Source organism: Acidimicrobiales bacterium, assembly GCA_033344915.1.
In the GTDB taxonomy this organism is placed as follows: domain Bacteria; phylum Actinomycetota; class Acidimicrobiia; order Acidimicrobiales; family Aldehydirespiratoraceae; genus JAJRXC01.
On the sequence record JAWPML010000001.1, the window covers coordinates 2,629,900 to 2,650,726 of the forward strand.

Below are 20,827 nucleotides of genomic sequence, written 5' to 3' on the forward strand. Positions count from 1 at the left end.
ACGGGACAATGGATCCCGCCGCACGCCGCGGCGGTCGAGGGGACGACGATGACCTGCGGGTCCTGTGGGGAGAAGAACCGGGACGGCGCCCGATTCTGCGCGGAATGCGGCACCGTGCTCGAGCACGCCTGTATGACCTGTGACGCCGCGCTGACACCGACGGCGAAATTCTGCGACCAGTGCGGCACGCCGGTGGGGTTCACCCCGGACGATCCCGAATCGAGCGACGACGGGGCCGTCCGTAAGACCGTCACCGTCATGTTCGCCGACCTGGTCGGCTCCACCGCGTTCGGCGAGGCCGTCGATGCGGAGGCGGCGCGGCGGGAGATGGGCGCCTACCACCAGCTGGCCCAGCGGGTGATCGACCGCCACCAGGGGACGCTCGTCAAGTTCATCGGCGACGGCGTCATGGCCGTGTTCGGCATCCCGGAGATCGCGGAGGACGACGCCGACCGCGCCATCCGCGCCGGGCTCGACCTCCAGGGCGAGTTCCGCACCATCGCCGCCGGGATCCTCGAACGCCACGGCGCCACCGTCGGCCTGCGGGTCGGCATCAACACGGGCGAGATCGTGATCGCCGAGCACGACGACGACATGGTCGGCGACGCGATCAACACCGCCGCCCGCATCGAAGCCGAGTGCACGCCCGGCCGCGTGCTCGTCGGTGAACAGACCTGGCGGCTAACGCGTTCGACCGTCGACTACGAGGTGCTCGGCGAGGTCCACGTGAAGGGCAAGCAGGAGGGCGTCGCAACCTTCCAGGTGCTCGCTGCGACCGACGAGGAGATCGCAACCCCGTTCGTGGGCCGCGACAACGAACTGCTCCGGCTCCGCGCCGCCCTCGACGACACGATCGACGATCGCACCGTTCGCTTGGTGTCCGTCATCGGCGCCCCCGGCGTGGGCAAGACCCGCCTCGCCGCCGAGATGAGCGACCGGGCGGGCGAAGGCGTGACGGCATTCGACCTGCGCGTGGACCGCGCCGCCACCGCCACGTTCGGACCGATCGCCGACCTGCTCGCGGCAGCCCCCGACGCGGCCCGACGCGCCGTAGACGCGCCCGATGCCGAGCGGCTGCTCCCCCTCCTCGACACGTTCACCGGATCGGCGCCTGCCCGCTCGACGGAGGAGTCGTTCTGGGCGGCCCGCCGCCTCGTCGAACTGATCGCCGCCGACGGCCCCACCGTGATCGTGGTCGACGACGTGCAGTGGGCCCAGCCCCTGTTCCTCGACCTGCTCGATCATCTCGTGGAGTGGGTCGCCGGCCCCGCCCTCATCGTGGCCCTGGCCCGCCCCGAGATCCGCGAGATCCGGCCGACCCTCGCGGAGCGCGGACGCCGTGTCGCCGACGTCATTTCGCTCGAAGGGCTCGACGCCGCGACAACGGAGATGCTGGCCGCCCGTCTGCTCGGCGCCGATGAGCTCCCGGACGGTCTCGCGGTCAGACTCCCCGAGTCGACCGAAGGCAATCCGCTCTTCGTGCGCGAGCTCGTCCGGATGCTCGTGGACGACGGCACGATCGAGGAACGCAACGGCAGATGGGCGCTGTCCATCGACGCCGATGCCGTCGAGGTGCCGCCCACCATCCAATCGCTGCTCGCCAGCCGCGTGGAGCGCATGGACGACGAGGCTCGCCGCGTCGTGGAGATGGCCGCGGTCGTCGGATCCGAGTTCGCCCGCGGCGCGGTTGCCGCCCTTCTACCGGACATGGCCCACACCTCGCTCGACCGCATCCTCGAAGGACTGCGCCGGCGCGAGATCATCGATCCGACCGGCACCTACTGGGGCGACGAACCCGTCCTGCGGTTCCACCACGTCCTCATACGCGACGCGGCCTATCGCCGCCTCCTCAAGGAGCGGCGGGCCGACCTGCATCTCAAGGTGGCTGACTGGACCGAGACGATGGCGACCGCCACGGGCGCCGACCATGACCTCGCGATCGCCTTCCACCTCGAACAAGCCCACCGGTATCTCGGCGAGCTCGGTCCGTTCGATGACGCCGGACTCGCCGCAGGTGCCCGCGCCGCCGATCTCCTTGCCGCCGCGGCCAAGGGCGCGTTGCAACAGGACGACCTCGCGGCGGCCAGCTCGCTGGCCGTGCGGGCCCTCGCGCTGATCGATGCCGAGGACCCCCACCGGGCCGAGGTGCTGGTGATCGGGTGCGAGGCGTTCTTCCAGGCAGCGCGCGTGAACGACGCGGAGCCGCTGCTCGGCGAGCTGACCGAGCTGGCGGGTGACGATCGCCGCCTCGACGCCTGGGCCACGGCATTTCGGGGGAATCGCGTGGCGCTGACCGAACCCGACGGACTGGTCGAGGCCGAGCCCGAGGTTGCCGCGGCGGCCGAGACGTTGAGCGACCTCGGCGACGATGCCGGCGTGGCGAAGGCCCGCCTGGTGCGGGCGATGATCCTCGCCCGCCTCGGCCGGGTGGGCGACTGCGAAACCGAGCTCGATGCCGCCCTCCACGCAGCGCGAGCGGCAGACGACCGGAGGCGGATCACCGCCGTGCTGGGTGCCGCACCCGTCGCCGCGCTGTGGGGTCCGAGCCCTGTGGCGCGGGCCGGCGGTCGCTGTCTCGACATCATCCGACTACTCCGCATCACGTCGGCGTCACCCATGGTCGAGGCCACCTCCATCCGCTGCCAGGCCGTGCTGGAGGCGATGCGGGGACGCTTCGACGAGGCCCGCGAGCTCGCCTGGCGCTCCGCCGAGATCGTCGACGAGCTCGGTCTGCGCCACGGCGTGCTCGAGACGGAGATGTACCGCGGCTACATCGAACTCCTGGCCGACGACCCTGCCGCAGCCGAGCCCCATCTCCGCCGGGCCTTCGACGGCCTGGGTCAGCTCGGCGTGGGTGCCGACGCCGGCCAGGCCGCGGCCCATCTGGCCCGGGCGTTGCTGGCGCAGGGACGCCTCGACGAGGCGGCAGAGGTCGCGGAGCAGAGCGCAGCACTCGCCGGCCAGAACCTCCAGACGGCGATCGCCTCGCGCTCGGTGCGGGCCGAGCTGGCGTCGCGCCGTACCGACCACCGCACGGCGCATCGCTTGGCCGAGGAGGCCGTCGCGATTGCCGAGCGCACCGACCTGACGATGGACCATGCCCGGGCCGAGGTGGCACAGGCGACAGTGTTGCGCCGGGCCGGCGACGAGGCAGGGGCCGACGCCGCACAGTCCCGAGCGTCGGAGCTCCACGCGGCCAAGGGAGCGGAGTTCGGGGCCCAGCTGACACCGAGTGTCGGCGACCGCGTCACCGGGTCCCAGCCAACAGCGAATGCGGCTTCCGAGCTGCAACTCGAGTTCTGGGCGGCAGTCAGGGCCGGCGACGCCGACCGCGCCGCAGCACTCGTCGCCGACGACTGGTGGTCCGTCGACACGCGCCCGGGCCATTACCTCGACATGACGAAGGCGCAGCTGATGGAGCTCTTCGACCAGATCAGAGGCATCGGCGCAGGGGTCGCGCTGACGCCGATCTCCGTGCGCGGCGATCGGCTCGTACTCAGCCGGTGTCAGTCGAACGAAGACGGCGCGACCCACGACTATCTCGAGCTCGTCGAACTCGCCGACGACGGCCGAGCCGCGCGGGCCGCGTTCTACGACCATGACGACCTTCGGACCGCGCTCGACGAGCTCACCCAGCGGTACCGAGACGGCGAGGGCGCCGAGTTCGCAGAGATGGTCGATCTCGGCTGGCGGTTGGGCAAGGCGAGCGAGGCGCCGGCAGAAGACCAACCGGCGCTGCTGGCCGACGTCTGCCACGACGACATCGTCGTCATCGATCACCAACCCGTGGTCGGACTTCCCGACAGCGACCTGTCGACGCTCACCGAGCAGGGCATGCTCGACGCCGGGATGATCCTGGTCTCGGAGTATCTCCGCATCGGGCCGGGTGCGATCGTCGTCGGCCTCCACAAGCATCTCGACGGCGACCTGGTTCGGGACCAGTACCTGCTCGTCGTGATGCGCGACGGCAAGGCTGCACGCATGGAGTGGTTCGCCGCCGTACAGCGCGAACAAGCCGCGGCCCGGTTCGACGAGCTGACCTCGGATACGACGGCCGGTGACGGGCCTCGCGACAACGGCGCCTCCCTCCTGTTGCGACGGTTCTATGACCTCGCTACAAAACCCGACCAGCACGAGGCCGCGCTCGAGCTGGTCGCGGACGACTGGGAAGGCGACGACCGGCGACCGCTGGTGGGCACGTCGGTCACGAAGGCGGACCTGGCCGAATTTCACCTGCTCGGCCGGCCGCCGGCGACCGCGCCCGACATCGAGGTGATCGACACCGCCGGCGACGAGCTGGCGATGTGCTCGGTCAGGACGCGGACGGACGGCTCGGACCTCGCGATGCCGGCCCTCTTCGTGATCGAGACGGACGGGGAGCGGTTCCGCTCATCCGCCGTGTTCGACATCGACGATCGCGACCGGGCCGCGCGGGAGTTCGAGCGCCGCCGCTTCCGCCGCGAGGAGGGCGCGGCGTACGTCGAGACGCTCGACCTCTCCTGGAGCTATCGCAACCTGTTCTACGACCTCGAGGCGTTCCGGGACCTCCTCACCGACGACTTCGAGCTCGTCGATCACCGCGCCGTGAGCTTCGGCCGCCTGAACGCGGACGAGTACGTCGACGTTCTCGCGAATGCGCGGGAAGTTGCCGAGGGACGCCGGTTCGACCCCGGTCCCTATATCGCCGTCGACCACGGCGTGATACTCAGCGACACGTTGCTCTCGAATGCCGAGGCGAGCTGGCCCGTATTGATGATCACGGTCTACCGCGGCGATCTGATGGAGCGTCAGGAGCTGTTCGACCCCGCGGACCGCGACCGGGCCCTCGCCCGCTTCGAGGAACTGCGGCCCAGCCGTTCGGCCGTGCCGGGGGAGCTCCACAACCGGGCGACGGCGACGATGCGAGCGTTCTACACGGCGATGTACGACGACCGGGACCTGGAGCGCGCACGCGCGCTGCTCCACGACGACCTCATCGGCGTCGACAATCGCCCGCTGGTCGGCACCGACATCACCGCGGACCAGGTCCCCGACAACTTCCGTGAGCTGCTCTCGCACGACCATCTCGACTGGACGCTCGACACGCTCGCCGTGGCCGGTGAGTCGCTCGCGCTGTCACGGCTCGAGGTGACTCGCCCGGGATCGTCGTTCACGAGCTCGTACCTCATGGTCAACGAGGTCGACGCCGACGGGCTCGCCGTTGCCGCATGGTCCTGCGAACCCGACGACATCGAAGCGGCCCACGCCGAACTGGATCGGCGCTACCGCGCCGGCGAGGGAGCCGAGTTCGCCCCGACGACTGGTCACCCCCCACTCGGTGAGCTCCGCAACCCGGCGACGGACAACCTGCGGGCGTTCTACGCCGCGATGTTCAACGACCGCGACTTCGACACAGCGATGGCGTTCATGGCTGACGACTTCGTGGGAGAGGATCGCCGGGAGCTTGTCGGGTCGACGGTCGCGAAGCCGGACGTCTTCGAGAACTACCGGGAACTCCTCGAACACGACGGACGGATCGACTGGACGGTCGACGTGTTGGCGGTCGCGGGCGAACGGGTCGCCCTGACGCACGTCACCACGGTCCGCTCCGGCTCGAGCTTCGAAACGGAGTTCCTCCTCGTCGCAGAGGCCGACGAAGCGGGGCTCGCCACCGCGGTGGTCGCGTTCGGGACCGATGATCTCGAAGCCGCCGTCGACGAAATGACCGAGCGCTACATCGCCGGAGAAGGCGCGCCGTACGAGGAAATTGCCCGGGTCTCCAAGGCACTTGGAGATGCCCGCGCGAGGAACGACGCCGAAGCCAGTCGCCAACTGACAACCGACGACTTCGTGGTCGTCGACCACCGGGCCGCAGCCTTCGGCGAACTCGACTTGGAGGGCTATCTGACGCTGCTTCGCGCGGACGTCGAGGCGACGGGTGACCGCCCCATGGTCACCCGCCAGATCCTGGCCGCAGACGAGTCGATGCTTCTGTGCGAGACCGTCTCCGTCACCGACGCCGCAGAGTGGCCGATGATCTCGCTGCTCGTGATGCGAGACGGCCGAGTGTGTCGCGTGGAGGTGTGGCACCCCGGTGACCATGCGACCGCGCTCGCCCGCTTCGAGGAGCTCACCGCTGAGTCGCGCGAGTCTCGCAACCTCGTCATCGAGATGTTCGCTCAGCAGGAGGAGATCGGGCCCGGTGACTTCGACCCGCGGGAGGCGTTCAGCGACGCCGTGATCGTCGACCACCGCAGCGGGGTCATCCCGCTCGGGTCGATCGAGGACCTGGCGGGGTCGGTGGCGGCCTTCGACGAGCAGGGCATGGGCTTCTCCACGAGGGCCATCGCGTGGCGGGGCGAGTTCCTCGGTCTCTTCCGGATGACGCGCTCCACGCCCTCGGGACTGCGAGCGGTGATGTACAACCTCATCCAGGTCGACGCCGACCGTCGCCCTACCCGGCTCGAGACCTTCGGCGAGGACCAGCTCGACCAGTCGCTTCGGCGACTCGACGAACTGTGGTGGGACTCAGATGAGCCGGAGTTCCGGCCGTTCGCGGAGCTGCTTCGGCTGTTCGGCGACCGGATCTTCGCGGCCGACTGGGCCGGCGTGCGCGAGCTGCTCGATCCCGAGTTCCGCCACGTTCTGCACAAGAAGCTCGAGGTCGGACCATTTGACCTCGAGGGCTTTGTCGAGAACGGCCGGATCTGGAAGGACATGGCCGGATCGATCCAGCCCGTCATCCAGGAAGTCGTCCGCCACACCGACTCGGTCGCGCTGCTCCGACAGGATCTCCACGGACTCGACGAGGCCGGGCTCGAGAGCCAGTGGTCGGGGCTCGTCATCGGAGTCGGGGCCGGCGACAAGATCACCCGCTGGGAAGAGTTCGAGCCCGACGCCGTCGACGCAGCGCTGGCCCGCTTCGACGAACTCGCCCGAGGTGAGACAGAGGTCTGACCCCAGAAAGTACGGCGGTCCGCGGGGGTGCCAGGGGTAGCCTTTCGGGACTATGAGCACGTCCCGCATCCCCGACAAGCCCGACCTCGCCGGCCTCGAGGACAAGTGGGACGCGGTATGGGACGAGACCGGGATCTACCACTTCGACGAGAACACCACGCGTGACGAGGTCTTCTCGATCGACACCCCGCCGCCCACGGTCTCCGGCTCACTCCACGTCGGTCACGTCTTCAGCTACACCCACACCGACACCGTCGCCCGCTACCAGCGCATGGCCGGCAAGAACGTCTTCTACCCGATGGGCTGGGACGACAACGGCCTGCCCACCGAGCGCCGCGTCCAGAACTACTACGGCGTTCGCTGCGACCCGTCACTCCCCTACGACCCCGGCTTCACCGCGCCCGACGACGCCGGCGACCCGAAGGCGGTCGGCAAGCGCCCGACCATCTCCGTCAGCCGGCCGAACTTCATCGAGCTGTGCACGGAGCTCGCAGAGGAGGACGAGAAGGCGTTCGAGGCGCTGTTTCGCAAGCTCGGCCTCTCGGTCGACTGGACCCGCACCTACGAGACGATCAACGACCACTCGCGTCGCATCAGCCAGCTCGGGTTCCTGCGCAACCTCGAGGACGGGCAGGCCTATCAGGTCGAGGCGCCGAGTCTGTGGGACGTCACCTTCCAGACCGCCGTCGCCCAGGCCGAGCTGGAGGACAAGGAGACGCCGGGCGCCTATCACAAGCTCCGCTTCGCCGGCGTCGGCGACACGCCCGACATCTGGATCGACACGACGCGGCCGGAGCTGGTTCCATCGTGCGTCGCCCTCGTCGCCCATCCCGACGATGAGCGCTATCAGCCCCACTTCGGTGGCACCGTCCGTTCGCCCCTGTTCGCCGTCGAGGTGCCCGTCCACGCCCACGAACTCGCCGACCCCGAGAAGGGCACCGGCATCGCCATGATCTGCACGTTCGGCGACACGACCGACGTCACCTGGTGGCGCGAGCTCGACCTCCCCGTCCGCACCGTCATCCAGCGCGACGGCAAGTTCGCCGAGGAGACGCCCGAGTGGATCGCCGACGGCGCGCCCGCCGAGGCATACCAGCGACTCGCCGGTCTGCGGGCGAAGAACGCCCAGGCCGAGATCGCCACGATGCTCGCCGAGTCCGGCGACATGGAGGGCGAGCCCCGGCCGATCACCCACCCGGTCAAGTACTTCGAGAAGGGCGACAAGCCGCTCGAGATCGTCAGCTCGCGCCAGTGGTACATCCGCAACGGCGGCCGCGACGAGCACCTGCAGGACGCGCTCGTCGCCCGCGGCGACGAGATCAACTGGGTTCCCGGCTACATGCAGACCCGCTTCGCCAGCTGGATCGAAGGACTCAACGGCGACTGGCTGATCAGCCGCCAGCGCTTCTTCGGCGTGCCGATCCCGCTGTGGTACCCGCTCGACCAGAACGGCGAGCCGGAATACGCCGAACCGCTGAAGCCGTCCGTCGAGGATCTGCCGATCGACCCGTCGACCGACGTCCCCCCGGGCTACACAGACGACCAGCGCGGTCAGCCGATGGGCTTCATCGGCGAGCCCGACATCATGGACACGTGGGCGACGTCCTCGCTCACCCCCCAGATCGCGTGCGGTTGGGAGACCGACCCGGCCCTGTTCGCCGCGACCTACCCGATGGACGTGCGTCCCCAGGCGCACGACATCATCCGCACCTGGCTCTTCTCCACCGTCGTCCGCGCCCACTTCGAGGACGACACCGCCCCGTGGAAGAACGCGACCCTGTCCGGCTGGATCCTGGATCCCGACCGCAAGAAGATGTCGAAGTCGAAGGGCAACGTGGTCGTTCCGACCGACCTCCTCGAGCAGTACGGCTCCGATGCCGTGCGCTACTGGGCATCGTCCGGCCGTCCCGGCACCGACACCGCGTTCGACGAGGGGCAGATGAAGATCGGGCGCCGGCTCTCTATCAAGCTGCTGAACGCGTCGAAGTTCGTCCTCGGCTTCGGCGAGGGTTCCGACGTCGATCCCGCAGCGATCACCGAGCCGCTCGACCGCTCGATGCTCGACAAGCTGGCCGATCTCGTCGACGCCGCCACCACCGCGTTCGACGCGTTCGACTATGCCCGGGCGCTGGAGCGCACCGAAGAGTTCTTCTGGTGGTTCACGGACAACCATGTCGAGCTCGTCAAGGCGCGCGCCTACGGCGAGTACGGCGACGAGCGCGCCGCCTCGGCCCAGCACGCGCTACGGATGGCGCTGTCCACGGTGCAGCGGCTGTTCGCCCCGTTCCTGCCCTTCGTCACCGAAGAGGTCTGGAGCTGGTGGCAGGACGGCTCAATCCACACGGCCGACTGGCCGGGGGCCGACGGCCTGCGGGCCGCGGCGGCCGGCGTAGGTCCGGGTCCGAGCGACATCGCCAGCGAAGCGCTGTCCGTCGTCCGTCGCGAGAAGTCGGAAGCGAAGCGCAAGCTCCGCACACCGGTCGTCTCTGCGACGTTCGCGACCACGCAGGCGCAGCTCGACGTGCTCGACCAGGTGATCGACGACGTCAAGGCCGCGGGGATGATCCGGTCCGTCACCACCGGCACCGTCACCGATCGATCCGAGATCGAGGTCACGGCCGAACTCGAGCCCGAGGCGAGCTGACCCATGGCGGTGGGCGACCGCGAGCGCTGGAACGAGAAGTGGTCCTCCGTCGGTGTCGGAACCGGTCATCGCTCGCAGCTCGCGGAACTCGTCGCGCCCTGGCTCCCCGACCGCGGCACGCTGCTCGACGTGGCCGGGGGTGGTGCTCCCGCCGCGATCGCGTTCGCGAAGCACGGCCTCGCAGTCACGGTCGCCGACGTCAGCGACGTCGGGCTGCAGAAGGCTCGCGAGGAGGCGGCGCTCGCCGGTCTGGAGATCGACACGGTGGAAGTGGATCTGGAGGCCGAGCCGCTGCCGGCCGGCCCCTGGGACGTCATCACCGTCGCCAACTACCTTCAGCGCGAGCTGTTCCCGGCGATGGTCGAACAACTCGCCGCCGGCGGCGTCCTCGCCGTCGTGATCGCAACCGAGACGAACCTCGAGCGCTGCAACAAGCCGGGCCGCCCGTTCCTACTCGACCGTGACGAGTTGCCCACCCTCGTACCCGGCCTCGAGATCCTCCACCACACCGAGGACTGGCGCGACAACGGCCGCCACGAAGCCCACCTCGTCGCCCGCACCAGTTGAGACGCCGGGGTCAGAGTCCCGTCTCATCTGCGGGCCGAAGGCGGAGCACGCGACGGTGTCTGTGACGTGGGTTCCACTCGGGGTGTGATTGATGACCGGGGCCGCGTGCTGGCGTCCGGAATGGGGCCGCGGGACACTTGAGCACCCGGCGTGGCGCCGCGGGCAGGGGGACAGCGTGAACTGCACATCGTGCGGGGAGGAGAACCGGCCGAACGCGAAGTTCTGCGGGGAGTGCGGAACCCCGATCACCCGTGCGTGCGCGACATGCGGCCACAACCTTCATCCCACGGCGAAGTTCTGCGACGAGTGTGGTTCGGCGACGACCGCCGCGGCCGAAGGGCCCCCGCCCTCCGAGGACCGCGCGGTCCGCCGCACCGTCACCATCGTGTTCGCAGACCTCGTCGGATCGACCGCCTTCGGCGAACGGGTCGACGCCGAGACCGCCCGCCGCGAGATGGGCGCCTACCACGAGCTCGCCCGCGACGTGATCGAGTCGCACGACGGCGAGGTCATCAAGTTCCAAGGTGACGGGGTCATGGCCGGCTTCGGCGTGCACGACGTCAGCGAGGACGACGCGGACCGAGCGGTGCGGGCAGGCCTCGAGCTCCAGCGCCGCTTCGCCGCCGTCATCGACGGGATCCGTGATCGCCACAGCGTCGAGGTCGGCCTCCGAGTCGGAGTCAACACGGGCGAGGTGGTCATCGCCGAGGACGACGCCGACATGGTCGGCGACCCCATCAACACCGCGGCCCGGATCGAAGCCCAGTGCACGCCCGGCCGGGTGCTCGTCGGCGAACAGACGTGGCGGCTCACCCGCTCGACCGTCGACTACGAGGTGCTCGGCGAAGTCGAGGTGAAGGGCAAGGCGGAGCCGATCGCGACGTTCCAGGTGCTCGCCGCCGTCGAGGACGAGGAGGTCGCCACGCCGTTCGTGGGCCGCGAAGCAGAGCTCGCCGCCCTCACCGCCGCGCTGGAGAACACGATCGCCGAAGGCGCGCCCCAGCTCGTGACCGTGATCGGCTCGCCCGGCGTGGGCAAGACCCGCCTCGCGGCCGAGCTGGCCCGCCGAGCGTCGGAAGTGACGTCGTTCGACCTCCGCGTCGACCGGGCGGGAGCGGCCACCTTCGACCCGGTCGCCGATCTGCTGCGGGCGGTCAGCGAACTGCCGGCCGGACTCTCCAACGAGGCGATCTCGGAGCACCTCCGCGCGTTCGTGGGCGAGGTCGACGACGCTGACCGGCTGGTGCCGTTGCTGGCGGGCTTCGTGGGCGCGGCCCCGATGCGCTCCACCGAGGAGTCGTTCTGGGCCGCTCGCCGCCTGGTCGAGCTCGTGGTCGCGACCCGACCCGCGGTGATCGTGGTCGACGACATCCAGTGGGCCGAACCGCTCTTCCTCGACCTCCTCGAGCATCTCGTCGAGTGGACCGAGGGGGCCGCTTTCGTCGTCGCCCTCGCCCGGCCCGAGATCCGCGACATCCGACCGGCGTTCGCCGAAGTCGGACGGCGGGTGACCGAGGTGATCGCGCTCGAAGGGCTCGACCCCACCACGATGGCCGAACTGGCGACCGGCATCCTCGGGGGCAAGGCGCTCCCCGACGAGCTGATCGCCCGCCTCCCCGACTCGACGGAGGGCAACCCGCTGTTCGTGCGGGAGCTGGTCCGCATGCTCGTCGACGACGAGGTGATCGCCGAGACGCCGTCGGGGTGGGTCCTCGCGATCGATGCCGACGCCGTGGAGGTGCCGCCGACCATCATCTCGCTGCTTGCCAGCCGCGTGGAACGCATGGACGACGAGGAGCGGCGCGTCGTCGAGGCCGCCTCGGTGGTCGGGTCGGAGTTCGCCCGCGGCGCGGTCGGCACACTCCTGCCGAATCTGGGAGCGGCCCAGCTCGAGCGGATCCTCGAACGGCTCCGTCGCCAGGAGATCGTCGACGCCACCGGCAGCTACTGGGGCGACGAGCCGGTCTGGCGGTTCCACCACGTGCTCATCCGAGATGCGGCCTACCGGCGACTCCTGAAGGAGCGCCGGATCGACATGCACCGCCGCGTCGGGCAGTGGACCGAGACCACCGCCGCCGAACTCGGCGGTGAACACGAGATCTCGATCGCCTTCCACTACGAACAGGCCCACGGCTATCTCCGCGAGCTCGGCGGCGACGACGGCGACGCTGTCGACCTGGGCGGACGAGCCGCCGACCTGCTCGCCTTGGCCGCCGAACGAGCGCTTGCGCGCGACGACCTCGCCTCGGCCGGTTCGCTGGCCACGCGCGCCCTCGGTGTGCTCGACGAGAGCGATCCCCGTCGGCCCGAACTGCTGCTCTCTACCTGCGAGGCCTGGTTCGGCGCCGGCCGGGTCCGCGACGGCGCGCCGCACCTCGACGAGCTCCGCCGCCACACCGGCGACGACCGGATCGCCGCCTGGACCGCGGCGTTCGAGGGCCAACACGTCGTGCTCACCGAACCGGATCGCCTCAACGAGGTCGAACCGATCGTCGCCGATGCCGCCGCCCGCCTCGCCGATGTCGGAGACGATGCCGGGGTCGCCAAGGCCCGGCTCGTTCGTGCGCTGATCCTCGCCCGGACCGGCCGGGTCGGCGAGTGCGAAGACGAGCTCGATGCCGCGCTGGCTGCAGCCCGGGCCGCCGACGATCGCCGCCGGATCACCGCCGTGCTCGGTGCCGCGCCCGTCGCCGCGCTGTGGGGGCCGAGTCCGGTCGCCCGAGCCGGCGGCCGCTGCCTCGACATCATCCGCCTCCTGCGCATCACTTCGGCGTCGCCGATGGTCGAGGCCGTCTCGATCCGGTGCCAGGCCGTGCTCGAGGCGATGCGGGGTCGGTTCGACGAAGCCCGCACCCTGATCGACCGCTCGCAGGCGATCGTCGAGGAACTCGGTCTCCGCCACGGGATCCTGGAGTGCCGGATGTTCGCCGGCTACATCGAGCTCCTCGCGGGGGACCCCGTGGCCGCCGAACCCCACCTCCGCGTGGCGCACGCAGGGCTCGGCACCCTGGGCGTGGGCGCCGATGCCGGCCAGGCCGCAGCACTGCTGTCGCGCTCGCTCCTGGCCCAGGGCCGAACCGACGAAGCGGCCGAACTCGCCGACGAGTCCGCCGACCTCGCCGGCCAGAACCTCCAGACCGGTATCGCGTCGCGCACCGCCCAGGCCGAACTCGCAGCCCACGAGGGCGACCTCGACACCGCGCTCCGACTGGCCGACGAGGCCGTGGCCATCGGCGCCGACACGGATCTCACCATGGACCACGCCACCGCGCTCGTGGGCCTGGCCGACATCCACCGGCTCCGGGGTGACGAGAAGGAGGCCGACCACGCAACGAGCACCGCCAATCGGTTGTTCGCCGAGAAGGGCGCGGTGGTGGTCGTGGAGGCACCCTCCCGCACCCGATTCGACCTGCGGTCGTCGTCGATCGACACGCTGGCCACGCGACACGGCCGCGCAGCGGCCGGGGCGCTCTACGGCCGGCGCGACGTCGCAGCCTGGGAAGCGATGTGCCTTCCCGATGCCCGTTTCATCGACCGCCGCCCGCTCCACGACGACATGACCGGTCTCGCCGAACGGCGTGCACTCCAGCACGACATCGTCGCCGGACTGCGCTCGTACGACACCGAACTCGTCGCCACGCGGGGTGAGTATCTCGCCCTCTTCGCCACCACGCTGCGTTTCGGCGGCGACCGTTCAGAGATCTCGACCCTCGATGTGTTGGAGGTCGACCACGAGGGTCTGCTCGTCGCGTCGGTCGTGTTCGAGGAGCACGAGATCCAGGCAGCGAGCGGCGAGCTCACCGAGCGCTATGCCATCGGCGAAGCGGCCGACTACGCAGAGGTGTTGCGCACCGCATGGCGCCAGTTCGAGTGGATGGCCGACACGGGTGAGTTCGCTGGTGAGTGGGTGGCCGACGACTATGTCCTCGTCGACAACCGTCGGCTTCTGGAGGCGACGGCCGACCGCGACGACATGGCCGAACTGGCGGCCGACGTCGACCTGCGCACGCTGTTCGCCCGGACCATCGAGGCGATCAACGAGCACGGCCTCGTCGTGACGTTCCGCTCCCGCTCCCACGACGACGCCGCGCTCGCGGCCGAATGGGACCTGATCGCGCTCCACCTCATTCGGGACGGCAAGTACGCACGCACCGAGTTCTTCGACGGCGACGGCCTCGACGACGCGCTGCGCCGGTTCGAGCAGCTGACCGTGCCCGCGACCATGGAGAACGCCGCGACCCGCCTCGCCCGCGAGTTCTGGTCGGCGCTGTACGACGACCTCGATGTCGACGCCGCGGTCGCGCTCGTGTCCGGTGGCACAAGCGACGAGCGCGGGCTGTCGTTCCCCGATTTCCAGAGCCACATGGCGGACTATCTCGAACTCCTGCTCGAGGGCGTGACCCATGTCGACCACCGCATGACGCCCCTGGCGATCCGAGGTGACCTCCACTCGATCAACCACATCTGGTCCCGGTTCCATCCCGGTGACACCGAGAGCGCGGACTACATGGTGGCCCGGGTTAGCGACGGGCGCTTCGTCGACAGCTCGATCTTCGACGATCTCGACGAGGCCTACGCCGAACTCGAGCGCCAGTACCGCGAACACGAGGGAGCCGAGTTCGCCGACGTCCTCGACGCGATCTCGGCCCAATGCCGTGCGATCGCCGAGCTCGACGTCGACGCGACGTGGGACCTCGCCCACCGCGACTGCATGGTGATCGACCATCGGCCGCTGATCCGCCACGAGACGCCGCTCGCCGACATGCTCGACGCTCAGGTCGAGACGGGCATGCACGGACGGATGATCGTCGAGAGATTCGCCCGTCTGACCGAGCACGGTGCCGTCCAGATCGACCACTCCGACTTCCGCGACAAGGACGGCATCCCCGTCGAGTTCCGCAGCTGCCAGCTCCGGATCATTCGCGACGGCAAGTGCGCCCACTTCGAGGTCTTCCCCGAGCACGCCGTCGAGGCCGCGTGCGCCCGCTTCGACGAACTGACCGCCACTCGGCCGGTCTCCAACCGGGCCTTCGAGGTGAACAAGGAGTTCTTCCGACGGATCCTGGACGACCGCGACGTCGATGGGGCGCGGGCCCTCCGCCACCCCGACTGGGTGAACGCCGACGAACGGGGCCTCCGACTCACCGAGCTCGACGCGACATCGGCCATCCAGTGGTTCTCTGTCGGCGGGCAGCCGAAACGGTGGTCGGCGACCGCGGTCGCGGTCCGCGGCGACCGGGTGACCCTGTCGGAGATGACGGTCGAGGCAGCCCACGAACGTCGCTTCCTCGTGGTGAGCGAGATCGACGAGTCGGGACTGGCCATCCGAGATGCTCACTTCGAGGCTGGCGATCTCCGCCCGGCCCTCGACCTCCTCAACCGGTGGTACATCGAGGGCGAGGGCGCGCCCTATCAGGAGATGATCGAGACAGGCACCGACCTGGCCGCCGCCGGCCAGCTCCCGAAGGAGGAGCGGATCGCCCGACTGACCGAGATCCTCCACGACGACTTCACACTCGTCGATCATCGCGCCTTCAGCTTTCCCGACATCGACCGATCGGCGCTTCTGGAGTTGGACGACGCGGAGGAAACACGGACGTCGATCAGCCCTGCGTTCCTCCGACTGGCGCCGAACGCGCTGCTCACGATCAGCGAGGAACACACCGCCAACACGACCGGTGGCGAGGTGTTCCATCGCCATCTCGTCGTGCAGGCCCAGCGCGGCGGGCGGGTCACGGACCTCGAGTTCTTCGCGGAGGACCAGCTCGCCGAGGCCGAGGCCCGATTCGAAGAACTCGTCCGGGCCGACCGCCGGCTCCGGAATCTCGCCACCGCGGCCGCCGACGGCTTCTACGCCCGCCTCGCCCGCCGCGAGCTCGATGGTGCGCTGGCGATGCTCGGCCCCGGCTGGTCGATGCGGGACAACCGCGACCTCGCCCTCGCCGTTCTCGACCGCGTCACGGCCGAGTCGTGGTTCGCCCAGGCGATCGCAGAGGGTGCCCGGCGATGGACGACGGAGACGATCGCGATTCGTGGCCGTTCCCTCGCCGCAATGAGGATCGGTGCGGTCGGCGCAGACGCCGAGTGGGCCTACCTGCTCGTCATCGAGGCCGACGACGGGGGGCACTCCCGCCGAGCCGAGATCTTCGACCCCGACGAACTACGGCCGGCTCTCGATCTCCTCAACGAGTGGTACCTCGAGGGCGAGGGCAGCGAACATCGAGCGGTGTTCGAGCTGGCCTGGGCGCTCGGGAGAACACAGGAATCGGACAGCACCGAACAGGCGGCCGCCCTCGCCACGCTGATGCACGACGACGTGCAGATGAAGGACCACCGCCGTTTCTCGTTTCCGACAATCGACCGCGCCGCTTTGGAAGACGACCGCAGAGACGTCCTCTTCGCACCGTTTGCGGTGATCGTCCCGGAATACCTGGCCTTCAACGACCGTGGCCTGCTCATCGTGCAGGAGAACCGCGAAACCACCGACACCGGTGGGCAGGTGATCCATCGACAGTTGACACTGTTGGTCGCACGTGACGGGAAGGCCGCTCGGATCGAATGGTACGACGATGACGATCGCGACACCGCGCTCGCCCGGTTCGACGAGCTGACCGCCCCCGCGCCGGCCAACGCGGCGTCGCGGCAGCTCTCGTCGTTCTGGCAGGCGGCGTACGGGGAGCGCGACCTCGACGCTGCGTTCGCCATGCTGCGCGACGATTTCGTCAGCACCGACCGTCGGCGACTTGTCAGCTCGCCGACGCTCGACAAGCCGGAGGTACGCGACTACCTCGAGTTGTTCATCAACTCGACGAACAGATCGATCGACCACGAGTTCGAGGTGATCGCCACCCGCGACGACCATCTCGTCCTCGCCCGCGTCGACCCCAGAGACGGTCGCAGCGGTTTCGGCCAGGAGATGCTCCAGCTCGGGGAATTCGGCGCCGACGGCCGGGCCGTGCGTGCGACCAGCTACTCCCCGGAGGACCGCGACCGAGCCCTGCGCGACCTCGAGGCGCTCGGCGGCCTCGGTCCGCTGGAGAACCCCGCCTCGCGCCTGGCCCGCTCGTTCTACGAATCCGTCTTCGATCGCGGCGACATGGAGCCCGCGCTCACGCTCGTAGCCGATGACTTCGCCGGCGAGGACCGCCGACCGCTCATCGATGTCCGACTCGGCAAGGCCGACCTCTCCGCCAACTTCGCGGCGATCGTCGACGACGCCACCTCGTGGGACTGGCGCCTCGAGACGATCGCCATCGCCGGTGACCGACTCGCGCTCTATCGCTTGTCCCCCGCGGAACAGGCATCGAGCTTCTCGAGCCCCCATCTCCAGGTGATCGAAACCGACGGTTCCCGGATCATCGGCGGCGTCTCCTTCGAGCCCGACGACTTCGAGGCGGCCGCCGCGGAGATGCACCGCCGCTACCGCGACGGCGAGGGTGCCGAGTTCGCGACGACGCTCGACCGCGGGTGGGAACTGCTGCGTCAGTTCGACGGCCCCGTCTCAAATCGGGCGGCGCTCACCGATGACTTCACCTACGTCGACCACCGATCGATGGGTTTCGGCACGCTCGACCGCGATGGCTACCTCGAGCTCCTCACCGTCGGGCGGGAGATGGCGGGTCACCGCCGGGCCCTGACCCGGCGCATCATCGCCATCGACCACGACATCGTGCTCCGTGAGGCACTGATCGAAACCGACGGGCTGTCATGGCCGGCGCTGGTGATCGTGGTCCAACGCGACGGTCGGATCTGTCGCCAGGAGTCGTTCGACGTCATCGATCTCGACGCTGCGCTCTCTCGATTCGAGGAGCTCACGGCACCGGCCGATGGGCAACCCCTCGACGGGCAGCCGTATCGCAATCGCTGTCAGCAGATCGTCGACCGGTGCAACGATCTGCTCCGGGCCGGCGACTTCGACGGGGTCGAGAAGCTCTACCGCCCGGACTCGTCGTCGTTCTTCGCCTTCGACCAACTGACGTTGGACCGGGAGGGACTCATGGAGAGCCTGAAGGTCAGTCACGACGGATCCGAGTTCGGCACCGTGGAACTCGAGACCGAGTGGTTGCGCTCGCGCGGCGAACACCTCGCCCTCGCACGCCAGACCTACGTCATCGAGGCTTCGTCGATGAACGCCATCCGGCATGTGGTGCGCGAGATCGATGCCGAAGGGCGGATCGTCCGCGGCTACACCACCGACGAGGACGGCCTGGACGACGCCGTGGCAACCCTCGACGAATGGTGGCTCGAGTCGCTCGACCCCGACCAGGCGCGCACGCTCGCAACGACGGAGTCGTTCGGGCCTGCGATCACCCACATGCCGAGGCTGACCCATGCGGGCGCGGTAGTCCGCGTCAGCGCTCGTTCCGCCGACGGCACCGACGAGGACGGCGCGATCGCGATGTTCGTCGACGGCGGCCGCGTCAGCGCGACCGACCGGTTCCCGGGCGAGGAATTGGCCCGTGCCGTCGCCCGCTTCGACGAGCTGACCGCCGAACCCCCCACGACTGTCAACCTGGTCATCCAGGCCTTCGGCGAAGACACCGGCTCCTTGGCATCCGGCGGATTCGATCCGCGGGAGGCGTACAGCGACGCGGTGATCGTCGATCATCGCCCGGGCGTCGTACCGCTCACGTCGATCGACGGTCTGGCCCGGTCGGTCGCCGCGTTCGACGAACACGACATGGACTTCCGGTACGAGGTCGTTGCGTGGCGGGGCGAGCTCGTCGGCCTCCTGCGCATGACCCGTTCGACCGCCTCCGGGATGCGGTCCGTGTGGTTCAACCTCATCCAGGCCGACCACGACGGTCGACCGGCCCGCGTCGAGTTCTTCGGCGAGGACCATCTCGACGAGGCGCTTCGCCGACTCGATGAACTCTGGTGGGAGAACGAGAACCCGGGCATACGGCCATTCGGCGAACTCCTCCGCTCGCTCGGTGACCGGGTCGACGCGGGCGACTGGGACGGTGTCCGCGAGCTCCTCCATCCCCAGTTCCGTCACGTCGTCCGCAAGCAGCTCGAGTCGGAGGAGTACGACACCGAGGGCTTCGTCGCGAGCACCAAGATCTGGAAGGAGATGGCGGGCTCGGCAATCTCGGTCAACCGCGAGGTCGTCCGCCATGACGACACATCCTTCCTGCTGCGCCAGGACCTCAACGCGACGGACGAAGCAGGGATGGAGACCCAGTGGTCGGCCCTGGTCATCGGCATCGGCGAGAACGGGCTCGTGAAGTGGTGGGAGGAGCTCGAAGCGGATGATCTCGATGCCGCGGTAGCTCGATACGAGGAACTGACGGGAACCCTCGGACCAGCGTCGACACCGTAGGGGTCCGTTGCGCCAGAATGCCGGGGTGATCGATCTTCGTTCCGACACCGTCACCCAGCCGACCGCCGAAATGCGCAAGGCGATGCACGATGCCGAGCTCGGCGACGACGTCTTCGGCGACGACCCGACCGTCAACCGACTCGAGGCGGTCGTCGCCGAGCGACTCGGCAAGGAGGCGGCGGTCTTCGTCACGAGCGGTACCCAGTCCAACCTGTGCGCGTTGCTCGCCCACTGCGGACGGGGCGACGAGTACCTCGTCGGCGACATGGCCCACACCTACCGCTGGGAGGGTGGCGGTGGTGCGGTGCTCGGCGGGATCCAACCCCAGCCGGTGCCGATGCTCGCCGACGGCCTCCCCGACCCGGTCGCCATCGACGCCGCGGTCAAGCCGATCGACGACCACTTCGCCCGCACCCGCCTCCTGTGCCTCGAGAACACGAAGGACGGCACGCCGCAGTCGATCGCGCGAATGGACGAGGCGCTCGCCGTCGGGCGCAAGCACGAGCTGGCGACCCATCTCGACGGGGCGCGGATGTGGAACGCCGCGGTCGCCCTCGGCGTCTCCGGCGAAGAACTCACCGCCGGGTTCGACACGGTCTCCATGTGCCTGTCGAAGGGACTGGGCGCACCAGCCGGGTCCGTCCTCAGCGGCCCGGCGGACCTGATCGCCGAGGCCCGCCATTGGCGCAAGATGCTCGGCGGCGGCCTCCGCCAGGCCGGTGTGCTCGCCGCCGCGGGGCTCTATGCGCTCGACCACAACGTCGACCGGCTGGCCGACGACCATCGTCGGGCCGAGGCGCTCGCCGCCGGCCTCACCGAGATCCCCGGCATCACGGTCCTGGCCCGCAACACCAGCATGCTCTTCCTCGGCTTCGAGGATCCGCCGGCCGACCTCCAGTCGACGCTGGAGACCGCCGGGGTGAAGACGCTGATCTCGCGGCGCGACGGCAGCGGTCAGAGTCGTCTCGTCACCCATCTCGGCATCACCGACGCTGACGTGGAGACCGTCATCGCGGCCTTCGCCGACGCCCTCTCGTGACCGCCACGCTCTTCACCCGCTGGTAGGGTTCCCGCAACCAAATCAGGGGGAAACAGATGCTGTCCGGTTACCTGGATCCGGCGTCAGGGAGTGCCATCATCAGCGGCGTCGTGGCCGGAGCTGCGGGCGCGGTGGTCACGGCCAAGACGATGATGACCAAGATGCGGCTCCGCAAGCGCGACGACGCGCCGGACCCGGCGGACGCCCCCACGACATCCGACATCGTCGACGAATCACTGCAGTGACCCCGACGGGTTCGTCGCCCGCCCACCCGAAGTACGACCGAGGCTCGTTTCGAGATCCCTCCTCTCGCGTCTGG

Annotated in this window: 6 protein-coding genes; all 6 read left to right on the forward strand. The window is 69.4% G+C overall.

Features of this window, described 5'->3' with window-relative positions:
* The first annotated feature begins 48 nt into the window (after window positions 1–48).
* The 6 genes from R8F63_12755 (at window position 49) to R8F63_12780 (ending at window position 20,753) form a co-directional block, all read left to right on the forward strand.
* On the forward strand, window positions 49–6,936 hold the full coding sequence (locus R8F63_12755) for an adenylate/guanylate cyclase domain-containing protein (protein MDW3219473.1): 6,888 nt from the start codon (window positions 49–51) through the stop codon (window positions 6,934–6,936).
* A gap of 52 nt (window positions 6,937–6,988) precedes the next feature.
* Window positions 6,989–9,580, forward strand: coding sequence for a valine--tRNA ligase (valS, locus tag R8F63_12760; GenBank protein MDW3219474.1), 2,592 nt, complete (start codon window positions 6,989–6,991; stop codon window positions 9,578–9,580).
* 3 nt (window positions 9,581–9,583) lie between these two features.
* A complete protein-coding gene (locus R8F63_12765) occupies window positions 9,584–10,147 on the forward strand; it encodes a class I SAM-dependent methyltransferase (protein ID MDW3219475.1) in 564 nt (187 codons plus the stop codon).
* Window positions 10,148–10,322: 175 nt separating this feature from the next.
* Complete coding sequence (locus tag R8F63_12770) at window positions 10,323–19,469, forward strand: adenylate/guanylate cyclase domain-containing protein (protein ID MDW3219476.1); 9,147 nt, start codon at window positions 10,323–10,325, stop codon at window positions 19,467–19,469.
* Between the two features lie 25 nt (window positions 19,470–19,494).
* Window positions 19,495–20,508, forward strand: a complete 1,014-nt coding sequence (ltaE, locus tag R8F63_12775; GenBank protein ID MDW3219477.1) for a low-specificity L-threonine aldolase — start codon at window positions 19,495–19,497, stop codon at window positions 20,506–20,508.
* 56 nt (window positions 20,509–20,564) lie between these two features.
* Window positions 20,565–20,753: a hypothetical protein gene (locus R8F63_12780; protein ID MDW3219478.1), complete on the forward strand. Its 189-nt coding sequence runs from the start codon at window positions 20,565–20,567 to the stop codon at window positions 20,751–20,753.
* The last annotated feature ends 74 nt before the right edge of the window (window positions 20,754–20,827 follow it).

Coding starts and splice junctions, on each gene's coding strand:
- R8F63_12780 (MDW3219478.1), top strand. CDS start 20,565: ATGCTGTCCGGTTACCTGGATCCGGCGTCAGGGAGTGCCATCATCAGC.
- R8F63_12765 (MDW3219475.1), top strand. CDS start 9,584: ATGGCGGTGGGCGACCGCGAGCGCTGGAACGAGAAGTGGTCCTCCGTC.
- valS (MDW3219474.1), top strand. CDS start 6,989: ATGAGCACGTCCCGCATCCCCGACAAGCCCGACCTCGCCGGCCTCGAG.
- R8F63_12755 (MDW3219473.1), top strand. CDS start 49: ATGACCTGCGGGTCCTGTGGGGAGAAGAACCGGGACGGCGCCCGATTC.